Source organism: Vibrio sp. OPT41, assembly GCF_015163595.1.
Classification (GTDB): Bacteria; Pseudomonadota; Gammaproteobacteria; order Enterobacterales; family Vibrionaceae; genus Vibrio; species Vibrio alginolyticus.
Window position 1 is genome coordinate 469298 of sequence record NZ_JADDYH010000054.1, and the last position, 25762, is coordinate 495059.

Here is a 25762-nt window from a genome sequence, read left to right on the forward strand (position 1 = left end):
CTTCAAATCAACTTAGTGAGTAGAAGCGCATTTTGTGTGAAGAAGCGTGAAGCGATCGTGAAGAAACGAAAAAATGTTTAGAAAAAAGAGCAAGGGGCGATAACCGAGGGGCGGTTTGAGTGAACAAACACCAAGCTCTTTATATAGAGTAAGTTAAGTTGCTGCGACGTAACACACCGCAAACGGGACATTAAGGCGAGTAAACTCTTTAATCCAACGCCATTGGTTGTCTTGGAGTTTATCGCCCGGCCCTTTTACTTCAATCCATTCGAACTCGTTTCCTTTAAAAGCAATCAGATCCGGCATCCCATTGCGGTAAAGCTTTAGGTCACTCAATTGTATTTTAAATAGCGCCATCAACATGTTAGTTGGGATAGTGTTGAGTGCTGTTTCGAGTAGCTCTTTACTTATTAAGTTCCAATGTACAAATGGATTACTGATGCCAAACTTCTCATCGTATTTTGTCAATAACATCTGGGTGTTGCCCGCTTCTAGTTCGGCAAAAGCGGTGTCTATCAAAGCTTGGCGCTTGGTAACAAAATCCGAGTGATATAAATCTAAAGGACGGTGTTGATAAGCGTTAATGAATGCCCCTTCAATAGGAGCAAAAATCGCATCCCAAAAAGTGAGACCAAGTAATGCATTAAGCAGTGCATTTTCGGCGTAAAATACAGTCCAGCCTAAGGACTCAAAATACGCTTTGCTGGCGAGTTCGACTCTCTGTTGAGATAAATCCAGTTCAAGGCGGTATTCCGTACAGGTTGGCTTCGTCACTCTTGGCACTTTCTCGCCTTGTTTTCGTTTTAACCGTTGCTCAAGTTTTTGTGCAACTTCGAGCTCAGACACATCGATCGGTGAGTTAAGCATATCTGTGACAATGTCACAAAATAAATCATCATGGTTTAATTTGTCATAGATACGTGCGCGTCGTTCTCGGCTCGGTGTGAGTTGAGTTTGGCCAAATAGAGATAGGGCGGTCTCTAGATCATTAAGCCGTTCGTAATCACGTGCTATGTCATTCAACATGTGCTCGCGTTTACGATCTACGTAACGGTGTTTAACGGGCTGAGGCATTGCCTCAATTAATAAGTCGAGATTGGCTTTGTCTTTTCGGTCAAATTGCCAGTACAGGTTGGCCAACTGGCTCAGTTCAATTAAGCGGTCTATTTGCTCACGTGAATCAAAGAAACGGCGCACTTTACTCAATTGATATTGCTCGAACTGATGCAAACCTAAGTCATCAAGCACAAACTGACTTAAGTCTTGATGGGTGTTGGCAAAAAACAGAGTGAGTAACACGTCAACCATATGAGCAGAATTGAGTTTGACGATCGTAAACTCAAGCCGCTCTATACGATCAAATTCCGCATTACTCAAACGTTCGACAAGGGCGTCTTTCTTGAGTGATTTCGGCAGTTCGGGATAAAGCGTGGAGATTTCTGGCTTGGTCAGTAAATTAGCCGCTAACCCTTGATGAGAAAGGGGTGGGGAAAGGGCTACAAACTCATGTTGACTCAATTCTGCCAGTGCTTCATTGATAGAAGGTATTTCTGGATAACTCAGCTTATCACTTCGAAACCAACATCCCTTTCGGCTGTATAAACGTACCAAAAGGCACTGGGCGTGTTTGCTCAAAGAATCAAACGAGCAAAGCCATGCGTGTTCTTCCTTGGTCAGTAAATTGCTGTACCAAGTTACTGCGTGATGAGTCAGCTTAAAGAAGTTCTCTAGATAGTAGTCTGGTGCAAGTTCGATAGGGCTTTCCATAAACGACCGATAACAAAAAAGGCTTAACCCATAGGTTAAGCCTTTTTGCTATCAAATCAATTCGCAATTATGCGTTTTTTAGCTGTGCTACTTTCGCTTCAGACAATGGCTTAGTGATGAACGCAAGTACGATACATACTGCCATCATTGCTGAAGAAATTGTGTAAGCCAAGGTGTAGCCGTCGCCATTTGTCATCGAGAAACCAACAACCGCTGCGCCGATTGCACCACCGATACCCCATGCTGTGTAAAGCACGCCGTAGTTAGTGCCGTAGTTTTTCAGACCGTAGAACTCAGCCGTTAGAGTAGGGAATACCGCTAGAAGTGTACCGTAACCTACCGCTGCGATTGCTGTACCGATGATCAGTGTAAACTCAGAGTCGAACGTCGCGAACAGCACCATGTTTACGCCTTGTAGAACGAACGCGAGTAGAAGCGTACGAACACCGCCGATTTTATCTGCAAGCATACCCGCGGCAACACGACCGCCAGAGTTAAATACAGCAAGAATAGACGCTAGGTAAACCGCGTTTGGCAAGTTTGCTTGAACGCTTGCGATTGTCGTGATGTTACCGATGATCATTAGACCAACAGAAGCTGCAAACGCGTACATGATCCATAGAGAGTAGAACTGTGGCGTTTTCAACATTGCTTTCCAAGTTAAGTCATCTGACTTTTTCACCGCTTTAGGTGCTTGGCCTTCTTTTACTTTAGGCTCCGCAGGTGTGTAGTCTGCTGGTGGGTTGTTGATGGTTGCTGCAAGAGGAACCGCAATCGCTAGGATACCAACACCAAGAACCATAAAGCTAGTTTGAATGCCCATGCTGTCTATTAGCGCAGAAGTTACTGGCGCAAGGTAAATAGCCGCTAGACCAAAACCTGCCGCAATAATGCCGTTAACCATACCTTTCTTCGAAGCGTGGAACCACTTCATCGCAGAAGGTGATAGGCATGCGTAACCAAAACCGATACCTGCACCTGTGATCACACCGAAGGTAATGTTCAGCATGAGTGGAGTGTCAACAAAGCCAGACGCGATCATGCCCAGACCTGTAAGAACAGTACCTAGGATAAGGATCATTCGAGGGCCCATGCGGTCTTGGAGAATACCTGCAATAAGAAGACAGATAGAGAAAGTGATGGTTGCAGTTGCGTAAGGTGCAGAAGCTTCTGCAGCACTCCAGCCTGATTCAGTTACCAGTGCCTTGTTGAATACACTCCAAGCATACAGGATGCCAAGACAAAGGTTGATACAGAACCCTGCTAACAGGATGCGCATAGCTTTATCAATCTTGCTCATTTTTATTCTCAGTTTTTCCTCTTATTGGCAATGCCGCAAAGAAGGTTGGTTTAAAGATGTTTTTTCTCAAAATTAGTTTGCGTTTTTCAACGTTTAACGCAATGAGCGCGGATTATAACCAATAAATATGTGATTGGAATCTCTTTTTACGGTTACTGATAAAATAATTTGCAACATTAAAAGTGGATGTGAATTCATGGTTTTGTATGTAGTAAGAACGTTGTAAAAAAGTGACATTTTTTTGTTCACTAATAACGAATGATGAGTCAAGAGAGAGAGGTTTTACGCTGTTGAGTGCACAGTTCACATTTCAAATAAAAAATTTCTAAATGTTTCCATGTTAACCATCTGTAACAAAAATGGCGAACTTATCATCTGACTGTCGTAAGTATCAGATGCAAAGGGTTTCTTAATTCTTAATTGTTAACCTTTTGTAATAATTGAAGCTGATTAGCTTTTATGTACATTAAGTGAGCAAAAAAGTAACTTGTAATTGCTGATTTTAGGCGCAGAATATAGTGAAAAATGAGTTTTCATTTATGAAGGGATGCTTTTTAGATTTGTTGTGAGGTGACTTATGAAACTGTTCCTATTACTCATGGCTTCGGTATCCGCTGGTATCGCATCAGCAGACCACATCCATTCATTTATGTTGGGCTTATCTATTGCTTCTTTAGCTGTAGGTAGCTGTTATTTCTTCGCATTTCGCAGCTCGCGCTTTCCACAGCTTGCTTTATTCCTACTCATTTGCGGTATGCTTTCTAAGTTGACGATAACCGTAGTCGGTGTGATGTGGGGAATGTCCGCGGAATTAATCACGTCTCCAATCGTATTCGCACTTTCATATTTATTCTTTTCGCTTGCCGTTACCTACTTATGGTTTAGCTACAGAGAGAGCATCACTAAGATTCCTGACCGATTTAAGTCAGCGTAAATCATCACATTAGAATAAAAAAACGCCAGCACATTTGCTGGCGTTTTTAATTAAACGTAATTTTGTTCGGATATTGCTTTTAGTTTGATCGTGGCAATACCGTTAGGCACTCATTGGAACAAGCACAATAGTACCAATAATCACCGTGATAAGGCCTGCTAGAACTGGAACGGATGTGCGTTTTACAACCTCAAACGGGCTGATGTTTGCCATACCTGATGTCGCAACGATTACGCCAGATACTGGTGAGATAGTACGGCCTAGGTTTGATGCTTGAAGCATCGGGATAATTAGGAACGCAGGGTTTAATCCCATTTTAGCAGCTAAAGATGGTGCTAACTCCACGAACGCATAGAAAGGCGCGTTACCCGAACCCGTTGCAATTGCTGCTGCAACTGTCAATGCAGTTAGAATAAGCATTAAAGCAACGCCGCCTGCACCAGCATTATCTGCTAGATGAAGTAGGTTATCGATAGCACCGATAGACATCAGACCTTGTGCAAAAACCCCAGCGGCAACCAAAAGCATCACAACGCCTTTGAACGCGTCAGCCATGCCTGCGTAGCAAGAATCTAAATCTTCTAGTGATTTCTTACCATCGAACTTATTTACAACATAATGGATCAGAGCTCCAAGGAAAATCGAACCAACCACAATAGTGTAGATGTCTAGACTAAGTCCTGGAATGGTACGACCGTTGAATAGGAAAACGCCGATGATAGGTAGAAATGGAAGAGCTGCATAAAACGCTGGTGCGTCAGCTTTGATCTCTGATACATCAATTTTTTCCATTGGTGTATTTTCTTTCTTATCTAAGTATTTGTTCCAGAAGAACGCTGCCGCTGCCATGACGATGATTGCGCAAATAGAAACAGGCAACACAGTTTGTACCGCAAACACATCAAGCTCTAAACCAGACTTTTCTGCTGCGATAACAACATCACCAGAAGTAGGAGAAAGAATGATTGCCGCTGGAGAGGCACACACTGCAACGGCTGCTGGACGAGAAATGCCCATCGCGACCATCATAGGGAATAGTGTCGCCATTAATAGTACGCCAAGGCCTGTTGCAGAACTTACCGCAAGAGACATTAAACACGCCACAATGTAAGCCGCTACCAAAAGGACGTAAGGAGACTTGATGACAGAAAGCGGTTTAGAGAACTGTTTCACTACCACGTTGTTCGCGCCGATATGAGTCATGTATGACGCAAAACCACAAAGCAGCATGATTTGCATACCAAGACCGCCACCGCGGTATTGAAGCATGTATTTCACGTATTCAAGCGCATCTGTCACCATGTTACCAGTTGAGGTGATTTTTGACGGCAGCACGTCGTGCCCCAAAACGCCAGTCATAAGAAGTAAAGCAATACCAGCTGTCAGTAACACGCCCGCAGCTTTATAGCCTTTGACAATAAAGTAACCCACCGCAATGGTAACCACTAAGCCAATTAAGAGCTCTAACATAGGGATCTCCGAATGTTATGTAAAAAAGAAAGAAACTGTTTCAGTTTATGACAAGGAATTTACAGAATTCTTAGCTGTGGCACGAGACAAATATGGGGCTTGCATGATCTGAGACAAATAATAATTTAATAAATAATTTCGTTAGATTGTATTGTTGGAATTTGGTTTTCTAAGTGTTATGTGCTGGTTTGAAGCTATTTATAGGAAGGAAAATATGACTAGGAAAGTGAATGAATAAAGAGTGAATTGATTCACAATAGGAAAAAGACTTTACTCAGTAAGCAATTATTGGAAAACACTCTTCACAACAAAAAAGCTTCGCCGAAGCGAAGCTAAGTAATCGTAAGAATGAGGATAAACTATGCGTATCGACGAACCATAAGGTTCCAACTACGTTGCTGCCGTTCGAACTCTGCTTTAATTTGCTGGTACTTCATTTTCGTTACAGAACATTCGTATTTCTTTACCACACTGGCAGTTTTGGCACCGAGTACTTCTTTGCGCATCTCGTAGTATTCCTGCATGTGATGAACTAGAGTATCAAACTCGTGCTGTAGCTGATCGAGGATCGTTTGCGTGTTCGGTTTCGATTCTAGCTTTTCTCTTGCTTTCTTCAAAAGTTGACTCGCACGGGCCTTTTCAATTCTAAATGTAGGCGTTGTGCGCAACTTAGATGTGAGTCCTAGCCAAGAACATGACTTTATCAACCACTTCGTTGGGTCGTAATGCCACCAATACACGCCATTGCGATAGTCATTCTCGAAAATATGATGGAAATTATGGTAACCCTCTCCAAATGTGAAAAAGGCGAGTACACCATTATCGCGAGCAGTGTTTTTGTCTGTGAAAGTTTGCTTACCCCAAATATGTGCGAGGGAGTTAATGAAAAAAGTCGTATGGTGACTCATAAAGAGTCGAGCCGCACCAACGACCAATAACATCCCCCAGATATCACCGTAGATCAGTCCGAGCATGACTGGGAAACCAATATTAGTCAGTAGGGCAAGTGGAACATAATACTTATGCTGCCACATGACGATTTTGTCGCGCTTTAGGTCACGGCAGTTTGTATATTCGTTTTCCTTTGATTTATTGTAATCACGTAACATCCACCCAATGTGAGAATACCAAAAACCCCGCTTGGCTGAGTACGGATCTTTATCGTTATTGTCGACATGTTTGTGATGCACACGATGATCAGAAGACCAATGTAATGCACTATTTTGCAAAGAAAATGCTCCTCCAATCGCAAAAATGGCGCGCAAAATAGGATGAGCTTCGTACGTTTTGTGGCTCCAGAGACGATGATAGCCTGCTGTAATAGAAAGGTTAGTAAAACTAAATGCAATCACTCCCCAAATTAGATGTTCCCAACCCAGTCCAAAATGATATGCATACCAAGGCATTACAATAAAAGTCAGAACAAAACTGGCAGAAAATATCAATGTATTCAACCAGATAACAGGTGGTTTGTTTTGAGTCACAGGTGTATCCCTAACTTTGAGCTAACAACTGTTCGCCAGAATATCAGCGTACACATGTAAGTCAAATTAAAGTTAGACAAATGTGACTATTCCTTTGGGTGTAGATTAAGGAACTTGATGGGATATTTTGCTTTTAATTGAATAATGAGTAGTATTAAAAAATGAGCTCTGGCTTAAGGTGTATAAAATCTGCCAAGAAACAAGTGTTATAAAGGTGGAATATACCGAGACTCTATAAAGAAGAAAAAATGTAAGAAAATAGGAATACGTAATGGATTTACGATTAGCGGAATATAAGGACTACGAGCGCATTGCGCATCTTCATGCGGATAGCTGGAAGCGTCATTACCGTGGCATTCTTAGTGATAACTATCTTGAGAAAGAAGCGATTGACGACAAACTACTGATTTGGCAAACCCGTTTGACCAACCCACCATTCAATCAGCACATTGTCTTGGCGGAGGAGGGAGGTTTGCTACTTGGCTTTGTTTGTGTGTTCGGCAACCATGATTTCGAGCGTGGAACCTTTATTGACGCATTGCATGTTGATGACAGTTACCGTGGTCGTGGTATTGGTAAGCAGCTATTACTTGCTGTCGCAGAATGGCAACAGCAGTACTTTAAAGACACAGGTCTTTATTTAGAAGTTGTGTCGCAAAACATTTCTGCGATTGAATTCTATCGCCACATTGGTGGACAAGAGGATCAAGAGCGAACTTGGCGCGCACCTGATGGCAAAGAGGTGTTAGAAAAAGTATTCCGTTGGAAGAACGCCCAGTCATTAGTTAGTGGGATTGAGGAAAACGTGATTTACTCCTAACCTAGCGTTCTAAAACATTAGATAAGAGCAGTCTCAACACTGCTCTTTTTTTTTTATGCACCCTAACGTTATGTTTTTATTAAAAGCTTTCTAGAAGTTAACCCCCATGGCTTTTAGTTCGAGCTCACATTGCTGAGCATTTTCAAACTGAATAGCAGCCATGCCAACTGCTCGGGCACCTTCAACATTGTAAGGCATGTCATCAAGAAATACTGTCTCTTCGGGGTTAAGCTGATACTTTGAAAGTAGAGTTTGGTAGATCTCCGCTTGTGGTTTTAGTAATTGAACTTCAGAAGAGATGATTGCTCCATCAAACAGTGGCCAAAACTCATAAGTAGTACGAAGGTGTTCCACAATTTCGTTGATGTTGTCTGTGAGCGCATATACGCCATATCCGGCTCTTTTTACTCGTTTTAACAGCTCTATACTGCCGTAAAGTAATATTTGAGTGTGTTTTACATAATAAAAGAAGCGGCCCATTTCTTCCGTCGTTACTTGGTGTTCACGTTGATAACGCTGTTTTGCTTCCCTTTCGGAGATCGTCCCTTTATTTAAATCTTTCCAGATTTGTGATGAAAATAGCATCTGAGCCATTTTCTCTGACTCTACGGAACCACCAAATGTTAAGCGAACGATTTCTACTGGAGACCAGCGTACCAATACATTACCTACATCAAAAATGACATTTTTTATCTGGACAGAATTCATAACACACCCCAAGCCAATTGTTCTTCACCACGCTATATGCGGTGAGTGCTGTTTTTGAATCGTTGGAAAGTCGTGCCAAAGGCGCGACTTAAGTTTCTTACACAAAATGAGATTAACATCCAATTGGATACAGAGCGATTATCGCAAAATTGCACTAAAATATATGCAACTTTGTTTATTTGGTTGTAAATCAAGTGTAGCTGTCTTAAAAGATTGAAACTAAAGATAAGTATTGCGAGCTGTTTACGTCATTTCGCGCTGCTTATAAATGATGATTAATATATAATTAGTTAATAATAAAACGATAAAAGTGAATCAAAATCACACTATTGTGCGTCAGGCGGAGTAAGCAAAACAGATTATATGGACTCGATACGTAAGGTTTATCAATATGCAGAACCAAACCTAACTCTCGTTGGCTGGATGGGGTTTCTTGGCTTTCCGCTGTACTACTTTGTCTGGGAGTTTGCCTTTCCACAGGCTTATGAAAATTTACCTCTTAGATTGTTTTGCTCGTTATTGTTTTTCGGCATCATTTTTAGAAACCGCTTATCATCGACTTGGAGAGATTATGTTCCTATTTACTACCAAGTGACGATAACGCTGTGCTTACCGTTTTTCTTTTTTTATATGTTACTGATGAATGACTGGTCCAATGTATGGGTTATGTCGTTTATGTCTGCAATTTTCTTACACATTTTACTGGTTCATGTTACTAGGGTCATGTTTGCTCAAACCTTTGCTGGGATAGGTTTAGCAACATTCTTCGCTTGGGTTGCAAAAGGGTTCCATCTTGACTTGACCATGGATTGGACTCATGTGCCAATCTTTCTGTTTATTTATGTCTTCGGTAATTTGTTCTATTTTCGTAACCAAGTTGAACATGAAGCGAAAGTCTCGCTGGCAAAATCATTCGGGGCAGGGATCGCACATGAAATGCGTAACCCGTTGAGTGGGCTTTGCACTTCAATAGATGTTATCCAGTCGATCTTGCCCAACATGAAAGAGGCAGGAAAAGAGCAGTACGTCATGAGTGTAGAGGATGTCACCTTATTACGTGAAGTGAGTCAGGATGCAATGAACATTATCCAATCGGGTAATGAAACCATCGATTTATTGCTAACTTCGATTGATGAAAATCGAGTTTCTCGTTCTAGCTTCAAAAAATATTCAGTTCACTCGGTCGTTGAACAGGCAATTGAAAGCTTCAGTTATAAACGTGCCACTGATCGATTTGCCATATCGCTGGATGCGAGAAGTGAGTTTGAGTTTCTAGGTAGTGATACATTACTTAAATACGTTATGTATAACCTCTTCAAGAATGCCTTCCATCACCGTAAATCTGAAGATTTTCACATACATGTATCCATGATAAGTTCAGAACGCTTTAATCAAATTGTTGTAACCGATAATGGTGCTGGCATTGCTCCTGATGTTCTACGCAATATCTTTCAAGACTTTTACACCACTGGCAAATCAGGAAGTTATGGTTTGGGTCTACCGTTTTGTAAAAAAGTCATGCGTTCATTTGGGGGGAACATTGAGTGTCAATCTCAGTTAGGGGAGTGGTCTCAATTTACGTTAACTTTCCCACTAACGACATCTGATACCGTTACTGAAATCAAAAACGATCTGACTAAACTCAAAACCATTCTAACGGTGACTAGCCAAGATATCTTGGTGTCTAAAGTAACAGATATTAGCCGTTTTATGGGCTTTGACTCGACGATTTTAGATGCCAACCAAGTACTCAAAAAGAAAGAGTACGAGTTCGAATTCGATCTGATTTTTATCGATCTTGAGAGCTTAGATCCAAGAGCAAACCAATTGGATAGATTAGAATCTCTCTTGTCTTTCACTGAAGCACGCATAGTTTATCTTTTTGAGCATCATCCGACTCAGAGAGCACGTAAGGCTGCATATGAACCTATTTGGATCGAAACGCAAGCCTGGTTATTGAATACTAAACCAACTATTGAGCGTCTCTTATATGATTCAAGCTATGTATCGACACCAACGGCCTCGGTGACGTTAGATAATTCAAATAAGCGCACAATTATGGTCGTGGATGATAATGAATCTTTGCGTAAATTCACGGCAATGTTACTTGAAAAGCAAGGCTTTGAAGTGATTCAGAAAGAAGACGGGCAGCAGGCTCTGGATACACTAGAGCAAGAAGATGTTGATCTCATTCTGATGGATATCGAAATGCCAATTATGGATGGTGTAGAAGCGTCTAGGCGAATTCGAAGCTCGGATAAAAACTATGCGTCGGTACCTATTATTGCGCATACAGGGGATAGTTCACCTGTCACGTTGGACAAAATTGGGTCTTCGGGTATGTCTGACTTCATCGTAAAACCGGCGGATAAAAATCGTTTGTTCGATAAAATCGCAAACTGGATCTAATCATTCGCGACTTGTTTTCTTGAGGCGAGTTGCTCACAACGAATAACACGAATAAAGAGCTCAGCAAAACTGTTGAGCTCTTTAGTTTTATCTACACACTAACTTACACAAACTCTAAGTCAGGGTGTGCAAATGCTTGTTGGCAGACAGTGAGTACATGATCAACTTCAGCAGCTGTCATGTCTGCATTGACTGAAAAACGGATGATGTTTTTGTTCCTTCCAGTTGCAGGGCGGCAAAACACTGCGCCGTAAACATTTCGCTCTTCGAGAAAGTCGCGGACTCGCTCAGTGTTTCTCTCGTTACCACATTCTAATGCGATAATTTGTGATTCACTGCGAATAGTAAATCCAATGCGTTTTAAACCAACGGCTAAAGACTTGGCTCTTTCAAACAGAATATCTCGCTTATCATCTGATTTTCTTATGACGTCCAGTGTTTTCTCTAGCCGAATGATCTCTTGCGGTAATACGGTAGAACTAAATATTGCAGGGTACGCCACAAATGGAAGCGTCTTCGCCAGTTTTTCTGGGCCTAAAATCGCGCCAGCACGATAAGCAAATGTCTTGGCAAGACTAACGGTAATAAAATCTACCTTATGAGTTAAGCCAAGACCCTGCAGTATCCCCGCACCTTGTGGACCGTGTGTACCTAAAGAGTGTGATTCATCTACAACCAGGCCGCAGTCAAACTCCTGTGCTATTTCGTAGATATCACGTAGAGGAGCGATGGTTCCGATAGTGCTGTAAACCGAATCCACAACAATGATCCCTGAACCGTGACGTGAAATCTGTTTTCTTAGGTGACTGGTGTTGTTATGCATGAACGGATGAATTTGTGCTCCGGCAATACGTGCGCCTTCCCACAAAGACATATGTGCAAAGAAATCAATGTACACAGGTATGTTCGGTGCACAAATAGTCTGCAATAAACCGACATTCGCAGCCCAACCAGATTGAGAAAGTAGACAACTAGGCATACCAACGAAACTGGCTAGTTGCGTTTCAAATACAGGTTTCGATTCATCGTCTTGTAAGAAAATCGCGGACATCACGACGTTGTCATCGTGCTGGGAAATCGCATCACGATGCGCGTTTTGAATCTCCTTATTATGAGACAGTGCAAGGTAATCATTGCTTTGCAGGACAACGGCATTACACGGTGGGCGTTTACCAAGAACAAGGTGTTTTTTGTTCTCATTCGGTTCGATTAGATCTTGAATATAAAAATCTAGGCGTTCCTCGATAAAGGAGGGAAGTGGTTTGCTTTGTATAGTTTCACTCATAATAAATCTCTTCTTCATATGGAAAAACGCCAGCGCTGACACTTATTCATATTGCGGATTTTGGGGAGAGTGTCACTAACCAGGTTGCATAAGTTTGCAGACCCTTGCAAACTCGACATTTGAGGGTTGGATGGTGGCTGTAACTCTATAGGGGCCCGGGGTCTAAACTAGTTTGTGCTTAAAGTTTATACGGCGATTTTGCGGTGTTTTTTCGTGCTTCATATCTGGGATTTTGGATGAGGAATATAAAGTTTGAAAAGTGAAAAAAATGGGCGCATTAGATAACAAAAAAGGCGCGAAAATCGCGCCTTGAAACATGAGTAGATAAGAGACAAGCTTATCGCTTATTACGTAAATAGCGCTTACGACGCTCTTCTTTACGCTTCGCTTTTTCTTCTTCTTTACGGGCGGTCTCAATCTCGACTTCAATCAGCTCTTGAGTGATCATTTCTGGGCGTTCTAATGTAATTTGGCCCAAAGTGCCTTGACGAAGTTCGTGCAATAAGATCTCTGATACTTTGTGCAAGTCAACACGTCCACCTGCACGTAGTGCACCGCGGCGACGACCAATTTCTTCCATGATCTCGATATCTGATTCTGGAAGCTCTTCAATTTGATAACGCTCTTTAAGCTTGTCTGCATAATGAGCTGCTAGGTATTCAATGGTATAGAATGCGACTTCGTCATATTCCATCGCTGTATCTTTTACCGCGCCGGTAGCCGCAAGGCGGAAGCCACTGTGTGGATTTTCCACTTTTGGCCATAAAATTCCTGGAGTATCAGATAATACGATGCCATTTTGCAGGTTGATACGTTGTTGACGACGTGTAACCGCGGGTTGGTTACCTGTTACAGCGATTGTTCGACCTGCGAGGGTGTTAATGATCGTCGACTTTCCAACGTTTGGGATGCCCATGATCATGGTGCGAATGTTTTTACCAATTTCTTCTCGGTGTGGGGCAAGTTTGCGGCAAAGCTCCATGATTCGATGCACTTCTTGTGGTTCAGAAGTCGTGATCGCCATTGCTTTTACATGTTGCTCTTGCTCCAAGTGCTCAATCCACAGTTGAGTTAATTCTGGATCGGCCAAATCACGTTTGTTCAAAACTTTAACGACAGGTTTGTCACCACGGATTTGAGAAATCAAAGGGTTTTCACTACTGAAAGGAATACGAGCATCCAGTACTTCGATGATCACATCCACTTGAGGGATTGCTTCTTCGATCTCTTTACGTGCTTTGTGCATGTGGCCAGGAAACCACTGGATTGAGTTATTAACCATTTGAATTTAATACCTTAATTTTTCTAATGCTCCAGCGGTTGTAAAAGTAGCAATGTGAATCTTGAGTGACACAATACTAGAACGCATTTTCTAAAACTGTGTTTACTTCAAGCTGCTCGAAACCGCGGAGTTGAGCTTTCTTTCATGTTAATACGCCAGTTTATCATGGAATGATGATGAATCATTCAAGATGAAAGTAAAAAGCTATGGCGTGCAAACCTAAAAGCACACATCCCTTATGTATACCGACTCGCAGTGAATATCCGTCTGGGTGAGAGACCGAACGCAAACACTGTGTAGTCAAAGGTGGATTGTGTTGTCAGATTGTTCTGACGAATTTTAGTTTTTTGGTTTTATATCAAAGCTTTATTTTTATTTCGCTATTGAGCGAAGTTTGACTTTTATCTGACAAAAACTAGTCTGAGCTTCCATTCAGAGGAAGCAGTCATGCTCAGTATTCTTAGAAGTATTACGGTATCGTCCGTCGCCTTAATTTTTTTAGCGAGTTCTTTTTGCTCAACTGCCAAACAGAGTCCTAAACCGAAGGTCATCGTTGGTGTTATTGCGCAAGACGAAGCTAAAGACTCGTTTGACGGTAGCGTTGGTCCTTCGTACGGAATTAGTCTTGAGTATTTGTCTAACATTACTAAAGCTTTGGATTATGAGTTAGAACTTCGGACTTACAAGCATATTCCGTCTTTACTTGCGGATGTCGAAAGCAAGAGGATTGATGGTGCGGTTGGATTTAGTAAAACAGCAGCAAGAGAAAAGCGTTTCTTGTTTTCGATGCCTTTCTTTTCGAGCACTATCGCGGTTTGGTATCGGAATGCCACTTACCGAGATAGTGATGCGCGTGATCTTAAATGGGTGTGTGTTGAGGGCAGTGTGTATTGTGACAACCTCACTGAACGCGGTATCGATAAGATACATTACGTTAAAACACGTTTAGAGGCGTTTAATGAAGTTAAGCGAGGTAAAGCGAACGCGCTGATTTACACTTATGTTGGTATTACCCAATATTTGGATTTGAATGACATTGTAAAAGGGGTTGTCGATATTCCCAGTTGGTTGAAAAACGAAGAGGTGAGTTTTATCGCTTCGTTGGACAAACAGAGTCTGATCGATGACATCAACAAAATCCTTCAGTGGGAGCAAAATGGAAAAAACATTCGCTCCGTCGCCTCGAAAAATCCTTACCATATCAGTGATAAGTTATTGGTAGATTACCGACGTAGTCATCAAAACAAACTAGTGATAACTTACAGCAGCAGTGACGAAGCTTATCCGTTTCTCTACCGAGATTCGCAAACGGGCGAGTTAGATGGCTTCTTTCCAGACTTCATCGACTTATTGCAGTCTCGTACTGGCTTGAGCTTTAAGTATGTGAAACCGACGTCGAGCCTTTCCAATGGATTAACGGCATTTGATGCCGATATAGTCCCCATCTCTTATGTGGGTGAGCTACCTAAGTCAGATTGGTTGTTCACTAAACCATTCATGCACAGTAATTACGTGGCTATCCAAGCGGAGCAGAGCAAGCGCGATAAATCTGCACTGAAAGAAGCGGGTATTCTGCTCACTTTGAAAAAGCAAGGGTTAGTTCATTTGGGCACTTGGCAGCAAGGCCAAGTTGATCATTATGATGATTTGAAGAAGCTGCTTACCGATTTGAAATCGGGCGTTTTGGATGTGGCTTACATTCCTGACGACATCGTTCACAACATGATTGCACAAGATCAAGTCAATGGCTTGGTGATCAATGCGGAGGACGTTTTGACGTTCTCTAATGCATTTGCGGTTGCAAACCACAATACACAACTGCAACACATGTTGAACAGCATCATCGAAACCATTGATTCTAACGAGATCGAAAAACTGCTGCGTTCTCACCGAAGCTTCAAACTGACTTATGGCTATGACTCGGAGCAGATCGCTACATTTGTTGTTGCTGGTTCATTCATATTCTGTCTCATGTTAATTGCGGCGTATTTCATCTTATCTCACATGCGACTTAAAGTGAGGTTAGCCGAATTTAATGCTGACAATGAGGAAGCGGAAAAGCAATGGCTGATGGACATCATCAAAGAGATCAATAGCTTGGTTTTTATCCATAGTGAAAATAACCATATGGAGATGAGTAATTGTGCGAACTACAACAGTAAACAGTGCCAACAATGTAGTTTGAAAAGTGATTCTGCGCACGTTCCTCTAGTGAATAATTTTGATGAACTGACCACTGTTATTGCTGGAAAGCGTATTTCAGAAGAGGTTGCCTCGTCGGGCTGTGAACTTGATATTAAACATGTATATCGAGAACGCAAAGTCATCGCTTCTCCTAGCGGTAAGAACAAGTTTGTGCTGACTGTTATTCAAGATATTACCCAGCAAAAAGAACGTGAGCAGGCGTTAATCGATGCGCAAAAAGAAGCGCAAACCGCGGTACGTGCGCGCGAAAACTTTTTGGCAACCATGAGTCACGAATTAAGAACGCCATTGTCGGCAGCACACGGCATCCTCGATTTGCTAAATCGCCAAGTGACGGCAGATTCAAATCGCGAGTTAATTGCCCAAGCCATACGCTCGCTCAATCATTTGAATACGCTAGTAGACGAAGTACTGGATTATTCAAAGTTAGAGGCAGGGCACTTAACCGTCGCCCCAGTTAAGACCGACTTGCTTAAAACCTTGTGCGATGTGTTTCGAAGCTTTGAACCACGAGCGCTTGCGAAAGGTTTGGATTACAAAGTGACAATCAAACCATTTTCGAATGCTTTCATTGAAATCGACGCGCTGCGATTGGTGCAAATTACCACCAATCTACTCTCCAATGCGATGAAATTCACTGCCGAAGGAGAAGTTGGAATCAGTGTCATTCTTCATGAAAAGCAGCTTATTTTGAAAGTGGCGGATTCAGGTATCGGCATGACGGATGACCAACTCGAAGGCATTCTCAATCCTTTTGTTCAAGCGGATGACACTATTACGCGTAAATATGGCGGTACTGGATTGGGGCTAAGCATTGTTGACCGATTGATCGACTGCATGAGCGGCGTGCTCTGCATCGATTCACAATTTGGCTTGGGCACGACGATTACTGTCAGACTGCCAATTGAGCATTGCGACTCTGAGCCAGACGTTTGTTTGAACTGGACGTATAGCGAGAGCTTACCACTTAATGTTCGCCAGTGGTGTGACGCGTGGAAAATGCGTCCAGCGACGTTAAAAACAATGGTGGCGAACCTTCACCCTATACACGACAGCGATGCCAGTTTTAATGGCCTAATGCTGCGTGACGAACAAAGGGTACTTGGCAGTCTTACGCTAAGAGAGATTCAATATCCAGATACATTGTTCAATTTGCTCAGCCAAACGCAGCAAGAAACCAAGCTTAGTGACGTAAATCAAGAAGTGGTTTCTTGGGTTCTCGGCACGGTACTGGTCGCAGAAGATAATCCCATTAACCAAAGTGTGATAGCAATGCAGCTTCATGAACTTGGAATCGAACCTGTCATTGTGAACAACGGCCGCGAAGCATGGGAATACATCAACCAAGATGAAAACGTTGTGTTGCTGCTGACCGATTTTCATATGCCAGAAATGGATGGCTATGAGCTTGTTAGGCACGTGAAAAACTCCGAATTTAAAGCAATTCCAATCATCGGTGTGACAGCAGAAGATGCTCGTCTTGCCATTGAACGTACACAGGATATCGGCATTGATGATGTGCTCTACAAGCCCTATGACCTTAATCAATTAAAAACCGTTTTGATTCCATTTATTGGCGAAAAAGAGAGTGGTAGGCTGCCCGGCTGGATTAAACGGTTCAAAGCACAGGACGCAAAAGAGATTGCGCGCGTGTTTAGTCAATCAATGTCTACAGATATAAAAAACTTAAACGCCGCATCGACTGAGCGAGACAAAAAACGGGTCATTCATGGCATCAAAGGAGCGGTTGGGGCGATAGGGGTAAGCATGCTGGCTGAGCTTTGTATTGAGGCAGAACGAGTTACTGCTGCGGAGTTTGACAGGCGAACAGCGGAGCTAATTTTACGAATCGAGCAGGAGATCGAAAACATAAACTATTGGGTAGAGACAAATGAATACACAATTTAATGTGATGGTGATTGATGACCATCCGCTACAAACCACAATACTCACGCAAATATTGGATCGCTATTGCGCGCAAGCCATCCCCTTTAACTGTGTGGATGCTGCTATTCAGAGTGTGCAGGAACAACATTTTGACGTAATTTTTTGTGATATCCAAATGCCCGGAAAAGACGGCATCGATATGATGGAAATGCTCGATGAAGTCCAGTACCAGGGGCAAGTTGTACTGGTCAGTGCAATGGAATTGACCATTATTTCTGCGGTAAGAGCCATGTGCGAGGGATTTAGCTTTGAAGTATTAGGGAAGCTACCCAAGCCATACGATGAAAATGAAGTCGTTGATTTGTTACGTAAAATAAAAGATGAAAAAGCGAAACAAGTCAGCTTTGCGCAACCTATTGAAGTGGAAGATCAAGAATTCCTGTTTGCTCTGGCTGAAGGGCGCGTGAAAAATTATTACCAGCCTTTAGTCGATGTGCAAAGTGGGGAAGTGCTTGGGTATGAAGCGCTCGCGCGTTGGAATCATCCTATTTATGGTGTGTTACCCCCTCATTATTTTTTGCCAATTGTAGAGCGTTGCCGCCTTTCAGGAGAGTTGTTTCAAGCTGTATTGAGTAATGTTATCTATGACATGAAACACCGAGGATTGATGCAAAACGTATCCATCAATGTAGACCATGAAAATTTAGAAGATACGGCGTTCTCTCATTACTTTTTACAGCAATGTTTAGAGAGCGAGATTGACCCATCACAAATCACCATTGAAATTACAGAGCGAGATACATTTCAGACTAGCGCGTCCCTGTACAAGAATTTACTCAAGTTGAGGATGAACGGTGTCACTGTCTCAATAGATGATTTTGGCACGGGGTCATCGACGTTTGAAAAACTGGCTCAACTGCCATTCAACGAGTTAAAAATCGATCGTTCGTTTGTACAAGGTGTCGAATGCGACATCAAAAAACGCAACATCGTTGTTGCTATTTGCGCGTTAGCGAAAAGTTTGAATATACGACTGGTCGCGGAAGGTATTGAAGACGAAGTCACATTGCAAGCGATACGTGAGTATGGCATTGATCTTTGCCAAGGCTTCTACATTGATAAACCCATGCCACTAGAAGCCATAACCATACTAAATGAAAGATATGAATAAATTGAATTACTTGATCTTTGACGATCATCCTCTCGTTTGTGTTGCAATCAAGTCGTTGTTGGAAGAGTTAGGGAAAACAAATGGGGTATTTACTGCAACATCAGCGAAGGTGGCATTACAAATATTGAAAAAGGAAGAAATTCAACTGTTGATCTTAGATGTGAACTTGGCAGATTGCGATGGGTTTGATTTCTACAAACGTATCAAATCCCATGGTTATGAAGGCAAAGTCATTTTCTTCTCCGCTGAAACTAGCCAAATGTACAGCCAAATGGCTTTTCGTTCTGGCGCTGATGGCTATGTGTGTAAATCGGAAAATCACGACATTCTTAAAGACGCGATAGAAGCGGTAGAGAAGGGGTATACCTTCTTCAAATTTAAGCAAGTTGTTAACAGCGTTCGAGAAATGCCACAACTTTCAAGCAGAGAAAGTGCAGTAATGAAGTATTTACTACAAGGAAAGTCCAATAGAGAAATCGCTTCAGTGCTATCAATAAGTGATAAAACAGTCAGCACATACAAACGCCGTCTATTGGATAAATTTAACGTAAAGAACATTGTTGAGCTAACAAGAGTGGCGGGGGCGTAAGACCGCATCATGACACTTAAAAGTATCGCGTTGTCTCTTTTCATCGCAACATTACTATTCGTCACTTCTGTCACAATGATTGGTGCGGTGTTAATTTCTTATGAAGTAAAGCAGTTCAACACTTACGCGAATAATTTAGCCAAAATAAAACAAAAAGTAATTCTCATGGGGCTATTGACGGAAGCGCAGCTCGAGCAATACAAAGGCATGAGCGTGAGTGAAGTAGAAGCGCAAACAGAGCTGAGCTTTCAAGATGCGATTTACTCCCTGTCACGTTATGAAAAACTTAATTACGTTGAAGCTGTTGCACGGAAATCGCTTCATCAGGCTGAAGCGTATTTATCAAATGCGTTCAATCGACAAAATGCCGTTATGTATTTTCGTTCTTATACTGGAAACAAACTCATCTTAGAGAGACCGATTGAAGCGCTAGAGGGAGTGAAAGCCACGTTTGATGTTGATTGGTGTAAAAGTAACTATTCTTGTGTGTTAGCCGCGTGGAAAGAGCAACTAACGGACCGGGTATTGTTTTCCCTACCATTTAAAACGACATACTCCGATGACATGGCGATAAGCATCATGAGTCCGGTTTACTTTCAAGGTGAGTTAGTGGGAGAGTTCTCGGAACAATTATACCTCTCGCCGCTTTATAATGATGGGAAAGCGGTGGATGTTCAAATAGCGAATGGGAACAAACAAATGGTGATTTATTTCGCTGGCTACCCCTTTCCATCATTCGCGTACACCCAATCATATGTCGCAGACAACAACAATCTTATCGTTTACATGTACCCATTCAGTAAAATTGTATTGGATTACGTGTTCTTGTTTATCATCTTCTTTTTCGTAACCTTAGCGTATTACAACAAAGCTTATGAATCTAAAGAGAGCAAACTTCGCCTCGCGAAAGCACTGACGAACGTGACGAAAGATGATTTAACGGGATTGTTTAACCGCAGAGTTTTTCAAGATAGCGAGTTCAAACGTCGTTTGGAAACCGCGCCATATTCCGTCATTGCAATAGATGGCGATAGGATCAAGCGAATCAATGACCATTACGGTCACCATGTAGGGGACGAAGTTATTGGAATTATTGCTGATGCCATGTCTAAAGTGTTTCGAAATAGTGATTATCTAGTTCGAACTGGTGGTGATGAGTTTGTTGCGATTCTGCCGGGTTGCAGTATCAGTCAATCTTCAATATTGGCGAAGAAGCTTCGTAGTGTCGTTAAAGATAACCGACTAAAGACCTTGGATATCGAAGTTAGTGTGAGTACTGGTATCGCGGCGAATGAATTACACGAAACGCTTCAGGACGTTATTGTACGTGCAGATGAAGATCTCTATGAGATGAAAAAACACAGACAAAAGTCCCATTAAGCAGCGCTAGTATTGACTCAATGTTAAGTTACGGAACATAACCATGACATAACTGTTTGATTAATTTGACCAAACAGAATGAGTGGTCTTTTATATTAGAGCAGTCAACAAATAGTGATTGCTCTATTTATTCTCGACCTTACATTTGGTGTCGCACGTGAACAAAGATCTCGACTTAAACTTACTTAAAATACTTGTCTTACTGGATAAGCACCGTCAGCTCAAGCCCGTTGCGAAAGCGATGGGGAAGAGCGAAGCGTCAATTAGCAAATACCTTGCCCGATTGCGACTCCAGCTAAACGATGAATTGTTTATTCGGCATCCTCACCACATGGAACCGACGGACTATTTAAAACGTCAATTACCTAAAATTTCCGACGCACTCGAGAAGCTTGAAACTTGTCTAATTAGAGATGAGTTTGAACCGGAAAATTACGAAAAAGACATCACCATTTGTTTGCCGCAAACCGCTCAATACTCATTTGGGCATTTACTTGCAATGGATTTAATGGCGCTGTTTCCCAAGGCGCACATTTCGATAGCAACGATTACAGAGTATACGATAGAAGAGATAATCCTAGGCAAAGTGGATGCGCAGTTACATTACTTCAACGAGGATGTTCCGAAATCTGTTTATCAGAAGTTCATCGGCTATGCGCCTGCTGTGTTAGTTGTCCCTGAAGAGCTGGGAATTACCACCCTAGAAGAAGCAGCCAAACTTCCCTTTATCATGTTAGAGATTATCGGTTGGAAAGAGAAAGAGCAGCTCGTTAAGCGTGCAATGGAAAGCCACGGTATGGTCATCAACCGTATTGCGGCTCTAGACAACGTAAGCAGCGTATTGAAGCTAATTAAGCAAAAAAGCGCCGCAACCGTGCTACTTGAATATCAGGCGCCAATTGATGGATATAAATTTATAAGAGTGCCAGAGCATTTTTACCCAGATGGCTGGCCAAAAGTGGTTGTACAGGTGAAGCAAAGCTTAAGACATGATGCAATGCACCAGCTGTTAATCGGTGCTATTGCAAAATACATGAGCGCTTAGCGGCAAAACTCAATGTTTTCTGACTGAGGAATAGTATGCAGAAGTTCAATCAACGTGTCCGCATGGTACTTTTTCAGAATACGCGTTTTGTAGGTGCTGATTGTTTTAGCGCTGAGTGAAAGTTGTTCAGAAATCTTCTTATTAGAGTAGCCTTGTACAAGATAATGGAACACCATGGCTTCGCGATTTGAAAGTGTTACGTTACCCGACGATGGTGTGTGAGTCGACTTAAACATTGAGTAACCGCGTGAAACACTCACAATTGCGTCGATAATGGTCTCTCTTGTTTCATGCTTGCTTAAGAAGCCGTTTGCGCCCATTTCGTACGCTGCTTTAGAAAGACTCGAGTAGTCGCGTGAAGAAACAAATAACAGTCGGCCACGATATCCCGTCGCTAAAATGTTTTTGGCTAAACGCATACCATCGCGGTCGCCAAGCACTACGTCTAGAATAATCAAATCAATCTTTTGGCCTCGAACAAGATCCATCACTTCCGCACTGTCAGTGGTTTGAATCACTTCAGCTGTGTTGACTACAGATTCAACTAGAGAAGCAAGAGCTTCGCTATACAATGGTTGAGCGTCGATAATAAGAACATTATTCAAAGTTAACCTCACCTAATACATCAACTAGTGTGCTGTCAGGCGACAGCGCAATTGGATGAATAGGATTGTAGGAAAAACCTTGCTAAGAGGAAGGAAAATGACTCTTTCCAAAAGTGAAAATCAGTGTCTTGATTATGGGAATAGCGATGTCAGGTATTGAAATACCTAGTGATAGGATGATTGCTTAAAACTTACGCTGACAGAAAACTAACAAACTGAAAGTGTTCTTTCAGTGTTCTATGCCTTCAGATTTTCTTGCGATGCCTCTAGCGCTTCGATTTAAACCCGTGTGTTCACAAGCGCAGTTTTATACCATGCCACTTGAAGAGAGCTTGTTATACACCAGGCATGAGCACAGTAGCCAACTTTGTACTGATATCTGTTAGATAGGTTTGGCTATTGACGCTGAACATCACTTCAAATTATTTCTAAACTTTTCATTGACTCTGCCGCTAAAAGTGGAGGTGTTAATTCGCACTTTGGCCACTCATAATGTCGTGTTCAAAAATGAGACAATTTTACATGGTTTGGTATGGAAATGTGCGTTAGCCGTCCTTTTGATGGTTTACAAATTTTGTTGTAACGACTAAAAAGGACTTTTGGATTTTTAGCCAGAGAACGGCTTCTCATGGCGTTTGCATCAAACTTTTCTGATGCGTATTTTTGGTTGGATAATTGGCTTTATGAGTAACGTAACCAGCACCATTTTGACAGAAAGTGGTACCAATGAGCTTGAAATCATCGAGTTTCATTTAGAAAAAACATTGCCAGATGGCAGCACAAAAACTTGTTATTACGGCATTAACGTTGCGAAAGTACGAGAAGTGATTCGCGTGCCAGAAACAACCGATTATCCAAACGCACAACCTCATATGATTGGTGTGTTCTCATCCAGAGATGTACTGACGCCTTTAGTGGATTTAGCTGGTTGGTTAGGTGTGCCAACACGACAAGATCTGGAGCGCAAGTTTGTAATCGTTACGGATTTCAACAAAATGACCAATGGCTTCTTAATTGACAGCATTTCGCGTATTCATCGTATCTCTTGGAATGATGTGGAATCACCAAGTCAGTTTTTGGAAGCGGGCGAACAAGATTGTGTAGTAGCCGTTGTCCGTAAAGAAGGCAACCTGATCATGATTCTCGACTTTGAAAAAATCATCGCAGACATCAACCCAGAACTGAGTATGGAAAAATACGATGTGAAAGGGGACAAGTCGGTGGATCTCAACCAGAGAATGGTCGGTAAGCGTAATGCTAAAACGATCATGGTGGTGGATGACTCAGCATTTATTCGCTCTTTGATCCAAGATACATTAGCTTCTTCAGGTTACAATGTGATCACATGTAAAGACGGTGGTGAGGCGCATGAGAAGTTGATGAGCTTGATCGAGGTCGCGAAAGAAGAAAACTTGCCAGTTAAAGAGCTATTAGATGCGGTGGTTACGGACGTAGAAATGCCTCGAATGGATGGTATGCACTTAGTGAAGAGACTACGAGATACCGAAGCGTTTTATGAAATGCCGATCATTATGTTCTCGTCATTGATGAGTGAGGATAACCGAGCGAAAGCACTATCTCTTGGCGCAAATGATACGATTACCAAGCCAGAGATTGGCCGCATGGTGAATATGATGGATAAATACGTGTTTAACTTTGCGTAAAAAACCGATCAGATGAAGCAAATAAGGCTGCCGATTGGCAGCCTTATTTTTATTGAGGGCAGGGAAGAATCTCTAAGGTGTAACTCTCGTTTGGAGTCTGCGGCGGCCCATATAAAATTCCGCATTGTGTAAGGCTAGCTCTTTTTTCGTCGGCTGCAGCAATGACCATTTCGCGAGTTGTTGAACCAGCCGGGTGATGAAATGTTTTCCAATCCGAGTCTTCTTCGTTCAGTCCTTGCACGAGTAACTTCATCGATTCGCTATCAGAATCAGGATATCCATATAAAAAAACACAGCGCTTTGAACCACCAATATTACAGCCGTCAAATGGTAAATCTGCCATTAAAGCACTGTCTACGAAGTTTGAAACGTAAGGCTTGCTTTCCAATCCCGCAATCGCCATTTTCCCATAACCCACGCCTAATGCTGACGCAATAGCGCCTTTCATTCCTTCCAAACGTGCTTCACGTGCATCGCTTTGAAGGTTTAAAAAGCGTGGCGCGGCAGTGACAGCAAGAATACCGAGCACGACAATAACTACGACAAACTCTATTAGAGTAAATCCCGTTTGTTTTTTCATATTATTTTCACAGCAAGTTAAAGGTAGAAAAACACTGACCGTACACTTGTTTATTGTGTAAATAAGTACGGTAATGATAAATCAATCAGTAGTATAAAGAGGTGAGTTGTAAAGTGCTATACCGACGCCGCACTAATTGACTGAATCCATTAAATGCAATGGAGAATTCACGGGTCTAATTCTGCTAGATTTTAAGAGGTCATTAATTCCGCTGAAGAAATGCTGCGTGAACAGGCGAGCATGAATCCTCTTCGATGTAAGCAAACATGTACATCAGCGGAATGAAATACAAAATGCAAATGAGGGCGAACCGCACAAATGGATTGTCTTTTTATTCACTTTGATGAATGCTACGCGGAATTCATATCGCAGTATGCATGAGGTATTCATCATGCGAATATGCTTTGGTTTTGTGTTTATTTTTCAAATATAAGAATAATCTAAATGGAATTCGATTCGATAAACTTCCTTGCAATAGGTTTGATATTTCTTGGCTCTTATGTCCAGACCGCAATCGGTTTTGGCTTGGCTATTGTTGCCGCACCTTTACTGATTCTTTGGGCGCCAGAATATGTTCCTGCGCCAATCTGTTTAGTCGCGTTATTTATTTCGTTGATGAATGCGATGAAGCACCGCAGTAGTGTTGAAATCGGCGGCTTAAAGATGGCGTTGATTGGGCGAGTGCCGGGATCAATTGCTGGTGGCTTGCTACTCTTTTTTGTATCTACACAAACTCTCACGCTTTGGATTGGTTTGTTGGTGCTGTTTGCAGTCGTGGTGAGTGTTTTACCGTTTCGGGTTGAGCCTACGCCTTCGCGTATGACATGTGCTGGTTTCTTTTCTGGGTTGTTTGGTACCAGTTCTGCGATTGGAGGCCCTCCGATGGCGTTATTGTTGCAGCATCAAGAAGCAAATCAGTTACGCGGCAACTTATCGGCTTTTTTTGTTTTCAGTTCGATTATTTCACTAATAGTACAAATCCCAGTGGGCTTCTTCACATTGCATCATTTGGTCATTACTATTCCTCTATTACCTGCTGCGGCGCTTGGTTACTGGCTAGCAATGAAAACTACCCAGTCGTTACCAAAAGAAAAGATTCGGTTTGGGGCACTTATGTTGTGTTTTGTGAGTGGCTTTACCGCCGTCGTACAAGCGTTGAGCCAATAATGCCATCTGC

19 protein-coding genes are annotated in these 25762 nt (G+C 42.2%); 10 read left to right on the top strand and 9 right to left on the bottom strand.

All coding sequences use genetic code 11. The features are described from left to right. Positions 1-153 precede the first annotated feature (153 nt). A complete protein-coding gene (locus IQP38_RS20785) occupies positions 154-1767 on the bottom strand; it encodes a VRR-NUC domain-containing protein (RefSeq protein ID WP_193837975.1) in 1614 nt (537 codons plus the stop codon). 67 nt (positions 1768-1834) lie between these two features. After that, on the bottom strand, positions 1835-3067 hold the full coding sequence (locus IQP38_RS20790) for an OFA family MFS transporter (RefSeq protein ID WP_017635352.1): 1233 nt from the start codon (positions 3065-3067) through the stop codon (positions 1835-1837). A gap of 577 nt (positions 3068-3644) precedes the next feature. Between IQP38_RS20790 and IQP38_RS20795 the strand changes: the two genes are divergently transcribed. Then, positions 3645-4001 carry a hypothetical protein gene (locus IQP38_RS20795; protein ID WP_005376535.1) on the top strand — a complete coding sequence of 119 codons (357 nt, stop codon included), beginning with the start codon at positions 3645-3647 and terminating at the stop codon, positions 3999-4001. A gap of 102 nt (positions 4002-4103) precedes the next feature. Here the strand turns inward: IQP38_RS20795 and dcuC are convergent, their stop codons facing one another. Together dcuC and IQP38_RS20805 are read right to left on the bottom strand one after the other, a co-directional pair. Beyond that, a complete protein-coding gene (gene dcuC, locus IQP38_RS20800) occupies positions 4104-5471 on the bottom strand; it encodes an anaerobic C4-dicarboxylate transporter DcuC (RefSeq protein WP_053349164.1) in 1368 nt (455 codons plus the stop codon). A 359-nt stretch (positions 5472-5830) separates the two neighbouring features. Next, positions 5831-6955, bottom strand: a complete 1125-nt coding sequence (locus tag IQP38_RS20805) for an acyl-CoA desaturase (protein ID WP_017821552.1) — start codon at positions 6953-6955, stop codon at positions 5831-5833. A 271-nt stretch (positions 6956-7226) separates the two neighbouring features. Here IQP38_RS20805 and IQP38_RS20810 point away from each other — a divergent pair, with 271 nt between their 5' ends. After that, positions 7227-7775 carry a GNAT family N-acetyltransferase gene (locus tag IQP38_RS20810; RefSeq protein ID WP_005376525.1) on the top strand — a complete coding sequence of 183 codons (549 nt, stop codon included), beginning with the start codon at positions 7227-7229 and terminating at the stop codon, positions 7773-7775. A 90-nt stretch (positions 7776-7865) separates the two neighbouring features. On the opposite strand, the gene IQP38_RS20815 is transcribed toward IQP38_RS20810, so the two are convergent. Further along, positions 7866-8483 (bottom strand): HAD family hydrolase, encoded by a 618-nt coding sequence (locus tag IQP38_RS20815; RefSeq protein ID WP_025767847.1) that lies wholly within the window; start codon positions 8481-8483, stop codon positions 7866-7868. Positions 8484-8846: 363 nt separating this feature from the next. Between IQP38_RS20815 and IQP38_RS20820 the strand changes: the two genes are divergently transcribed. Continuing rightward, entirely contained in the window at positions 8847-10892 is a 2046-nt protein-coding gene (locus IQP38_RS20820; RefSeq protein ID WP_033906489.1) for a response regulator, read from the top strand. Positions 10893-10995: 103 nt separating this feature from the next. Here IQP38_RS20820 and cqsA read toward each other — a convergent pair whose 3' ends face one another. Together cqsA and ylqF are read right to left on the bottom strand one after the other, a co-directional pair. Beyond that, positions 10996-12177, bottom strand: a complete 1182-nt coding sequence (gene cqsA / locus IQP38_RS20825) for an alpha-hydroxyketone-type quorum-sensing autoinducer synthase (RefSeq protein ID WP_017635350.1) — start codon at positions 12175-12177, stop codon at positions 10996-10998. Positions 12178-12514: 337 nt separating this feature from the next. Continuing rightward, the gene (gene ylqF / locus IQP38_RS20830) at positions 12515-13459 is read right to left on the bottom strand and encodes a ribosome biogenesis GTPase YlqF (RefSeq protein WP_005376521.1); all 945 of its coding nucleotides are present in this window, start codon (positions 13457-13459) and stop codon (positions 12515-12517) included. Positions 13460-13906: 447 nt separating this feature from the next. On the opposite strand from ylqF, the gene IQP38_RS20835 reads away from it, so the two are divergent. From IQP38_RS20835 to IQP38_RS20855, 5 genes are all read left to right on the top strand, one after another. Beyond that, positions 13907-17572, top strand: a complete 3666-nt coding sequence (locus IQP38_RS20835; protein ID WP_193837976.1) for an ATP-binding protein — start codon at positions 13907-13909, stop codon at positions 17570-17572. After that, complete coding sequence (locus IQP38_RS20840; protein WP_193837977.1) at positions 17556-18722, top strand: EAL domain-containing protein; 1167 nt, start codon at positions 17556-17558, stop codon at positions 18720-18722. Before IQP38_RS20835 ends, IQP38_RS20840 begins: the two co-directional genes overlap by 17 nt. Further along, on the top strand, positions 18715-19311 hold the full coding sequence (locus tag IQP38_RS20845) for a response regulator transcription factor (RefSeq protein WP_193837978.1): 597 nt from the start codon (positions 18715-18717) through the stop codon (positions 19309-19311). The genes IQP38_RS20840 and IQP38_RS20845 overlap by 8 nt, the downstream gene beginning before the upstream one ends. Before the next feature lie 9 nt (positions 19312-19320). Continuing rightward, positions 19321-20691, top strand: a complete 1371-nt coding sequence (locus tag IQP38_RS20850; protein WP_017635346.1) for a GGDEF domain-containing protein — start codon at positions 19321-19323, stop codon at positions 20689-20691. 157 nt (positions 20692-20848) lie between these two features. Beyond that, positions 20849-21736 (top strand): LysR family transcriptional regulator, encoded by an 888-nt coding sequence (locus IQP38_RS20855; protein WP_025767842.1) that lies wholly within the window; start codon positions 20849-20851, stop codon positions 21734-21736. Here IQP38_RS20855 and IQP38_RS20860 read toward each other — a convergent pair. Then, positions 21733-22341, bottom strand: coding sequence for a response regulator transcription factor (locus IQP38_RS20860; protein ID WP_054701768.1), 609 nt, complete (start codon positions 22339-22341; stop codon positions 21733-21735). The genes IQP38_RS20855 and IQP38_RS20860 overlap by 4 nt on opposite strands. Positions 22342-23024: 683 nt before the next feature. On the opposite strand from IQP38_RS20860, the gene IQP38_RS20865 reads away from it, so the two are divergent. Beyond that, positions 23025-24005 (top strand): chemotaxis protein, encoded by a 981-nt coding sequence (locus IQP38_RS20865; protein ID WP_025767840.1) that lies wholly within the window; start codon positions 23025-23027, stop codon positions 24003-24005. Positions 24006-24054: 49 nt separating this feature from the next. Here the strand turns inward: IQP38_RS20865 and IQP38_RS20870 are convergent, their stop codons facing one another. After that, on the bottom strand, positions 24055-24585 hold the full coding sequence (locus IQP38_RS20870; protein WP_193837979.1) for a type II secretion system protein: 531 nt from the start codon (positions 24583-24585) through the stop codon (positions 24055-24057). Between the two features lie 444 nt (positions 24586-25029). On the opposite strand from IQP38_RS20870, the gene IQP38_RS20875 reads away from it, so the two are divergent. Beyond that, entirely contained in the window at positions 25030-25752 is a 723-nt protein-coding gene (locus IQP38_RS20875) for a sulfite exporter TauE/SafE family protein (protein ID WP_042520743.1), read from the top strand. Positions 25753-25762 lie beyond the last annotated feature (10 nt).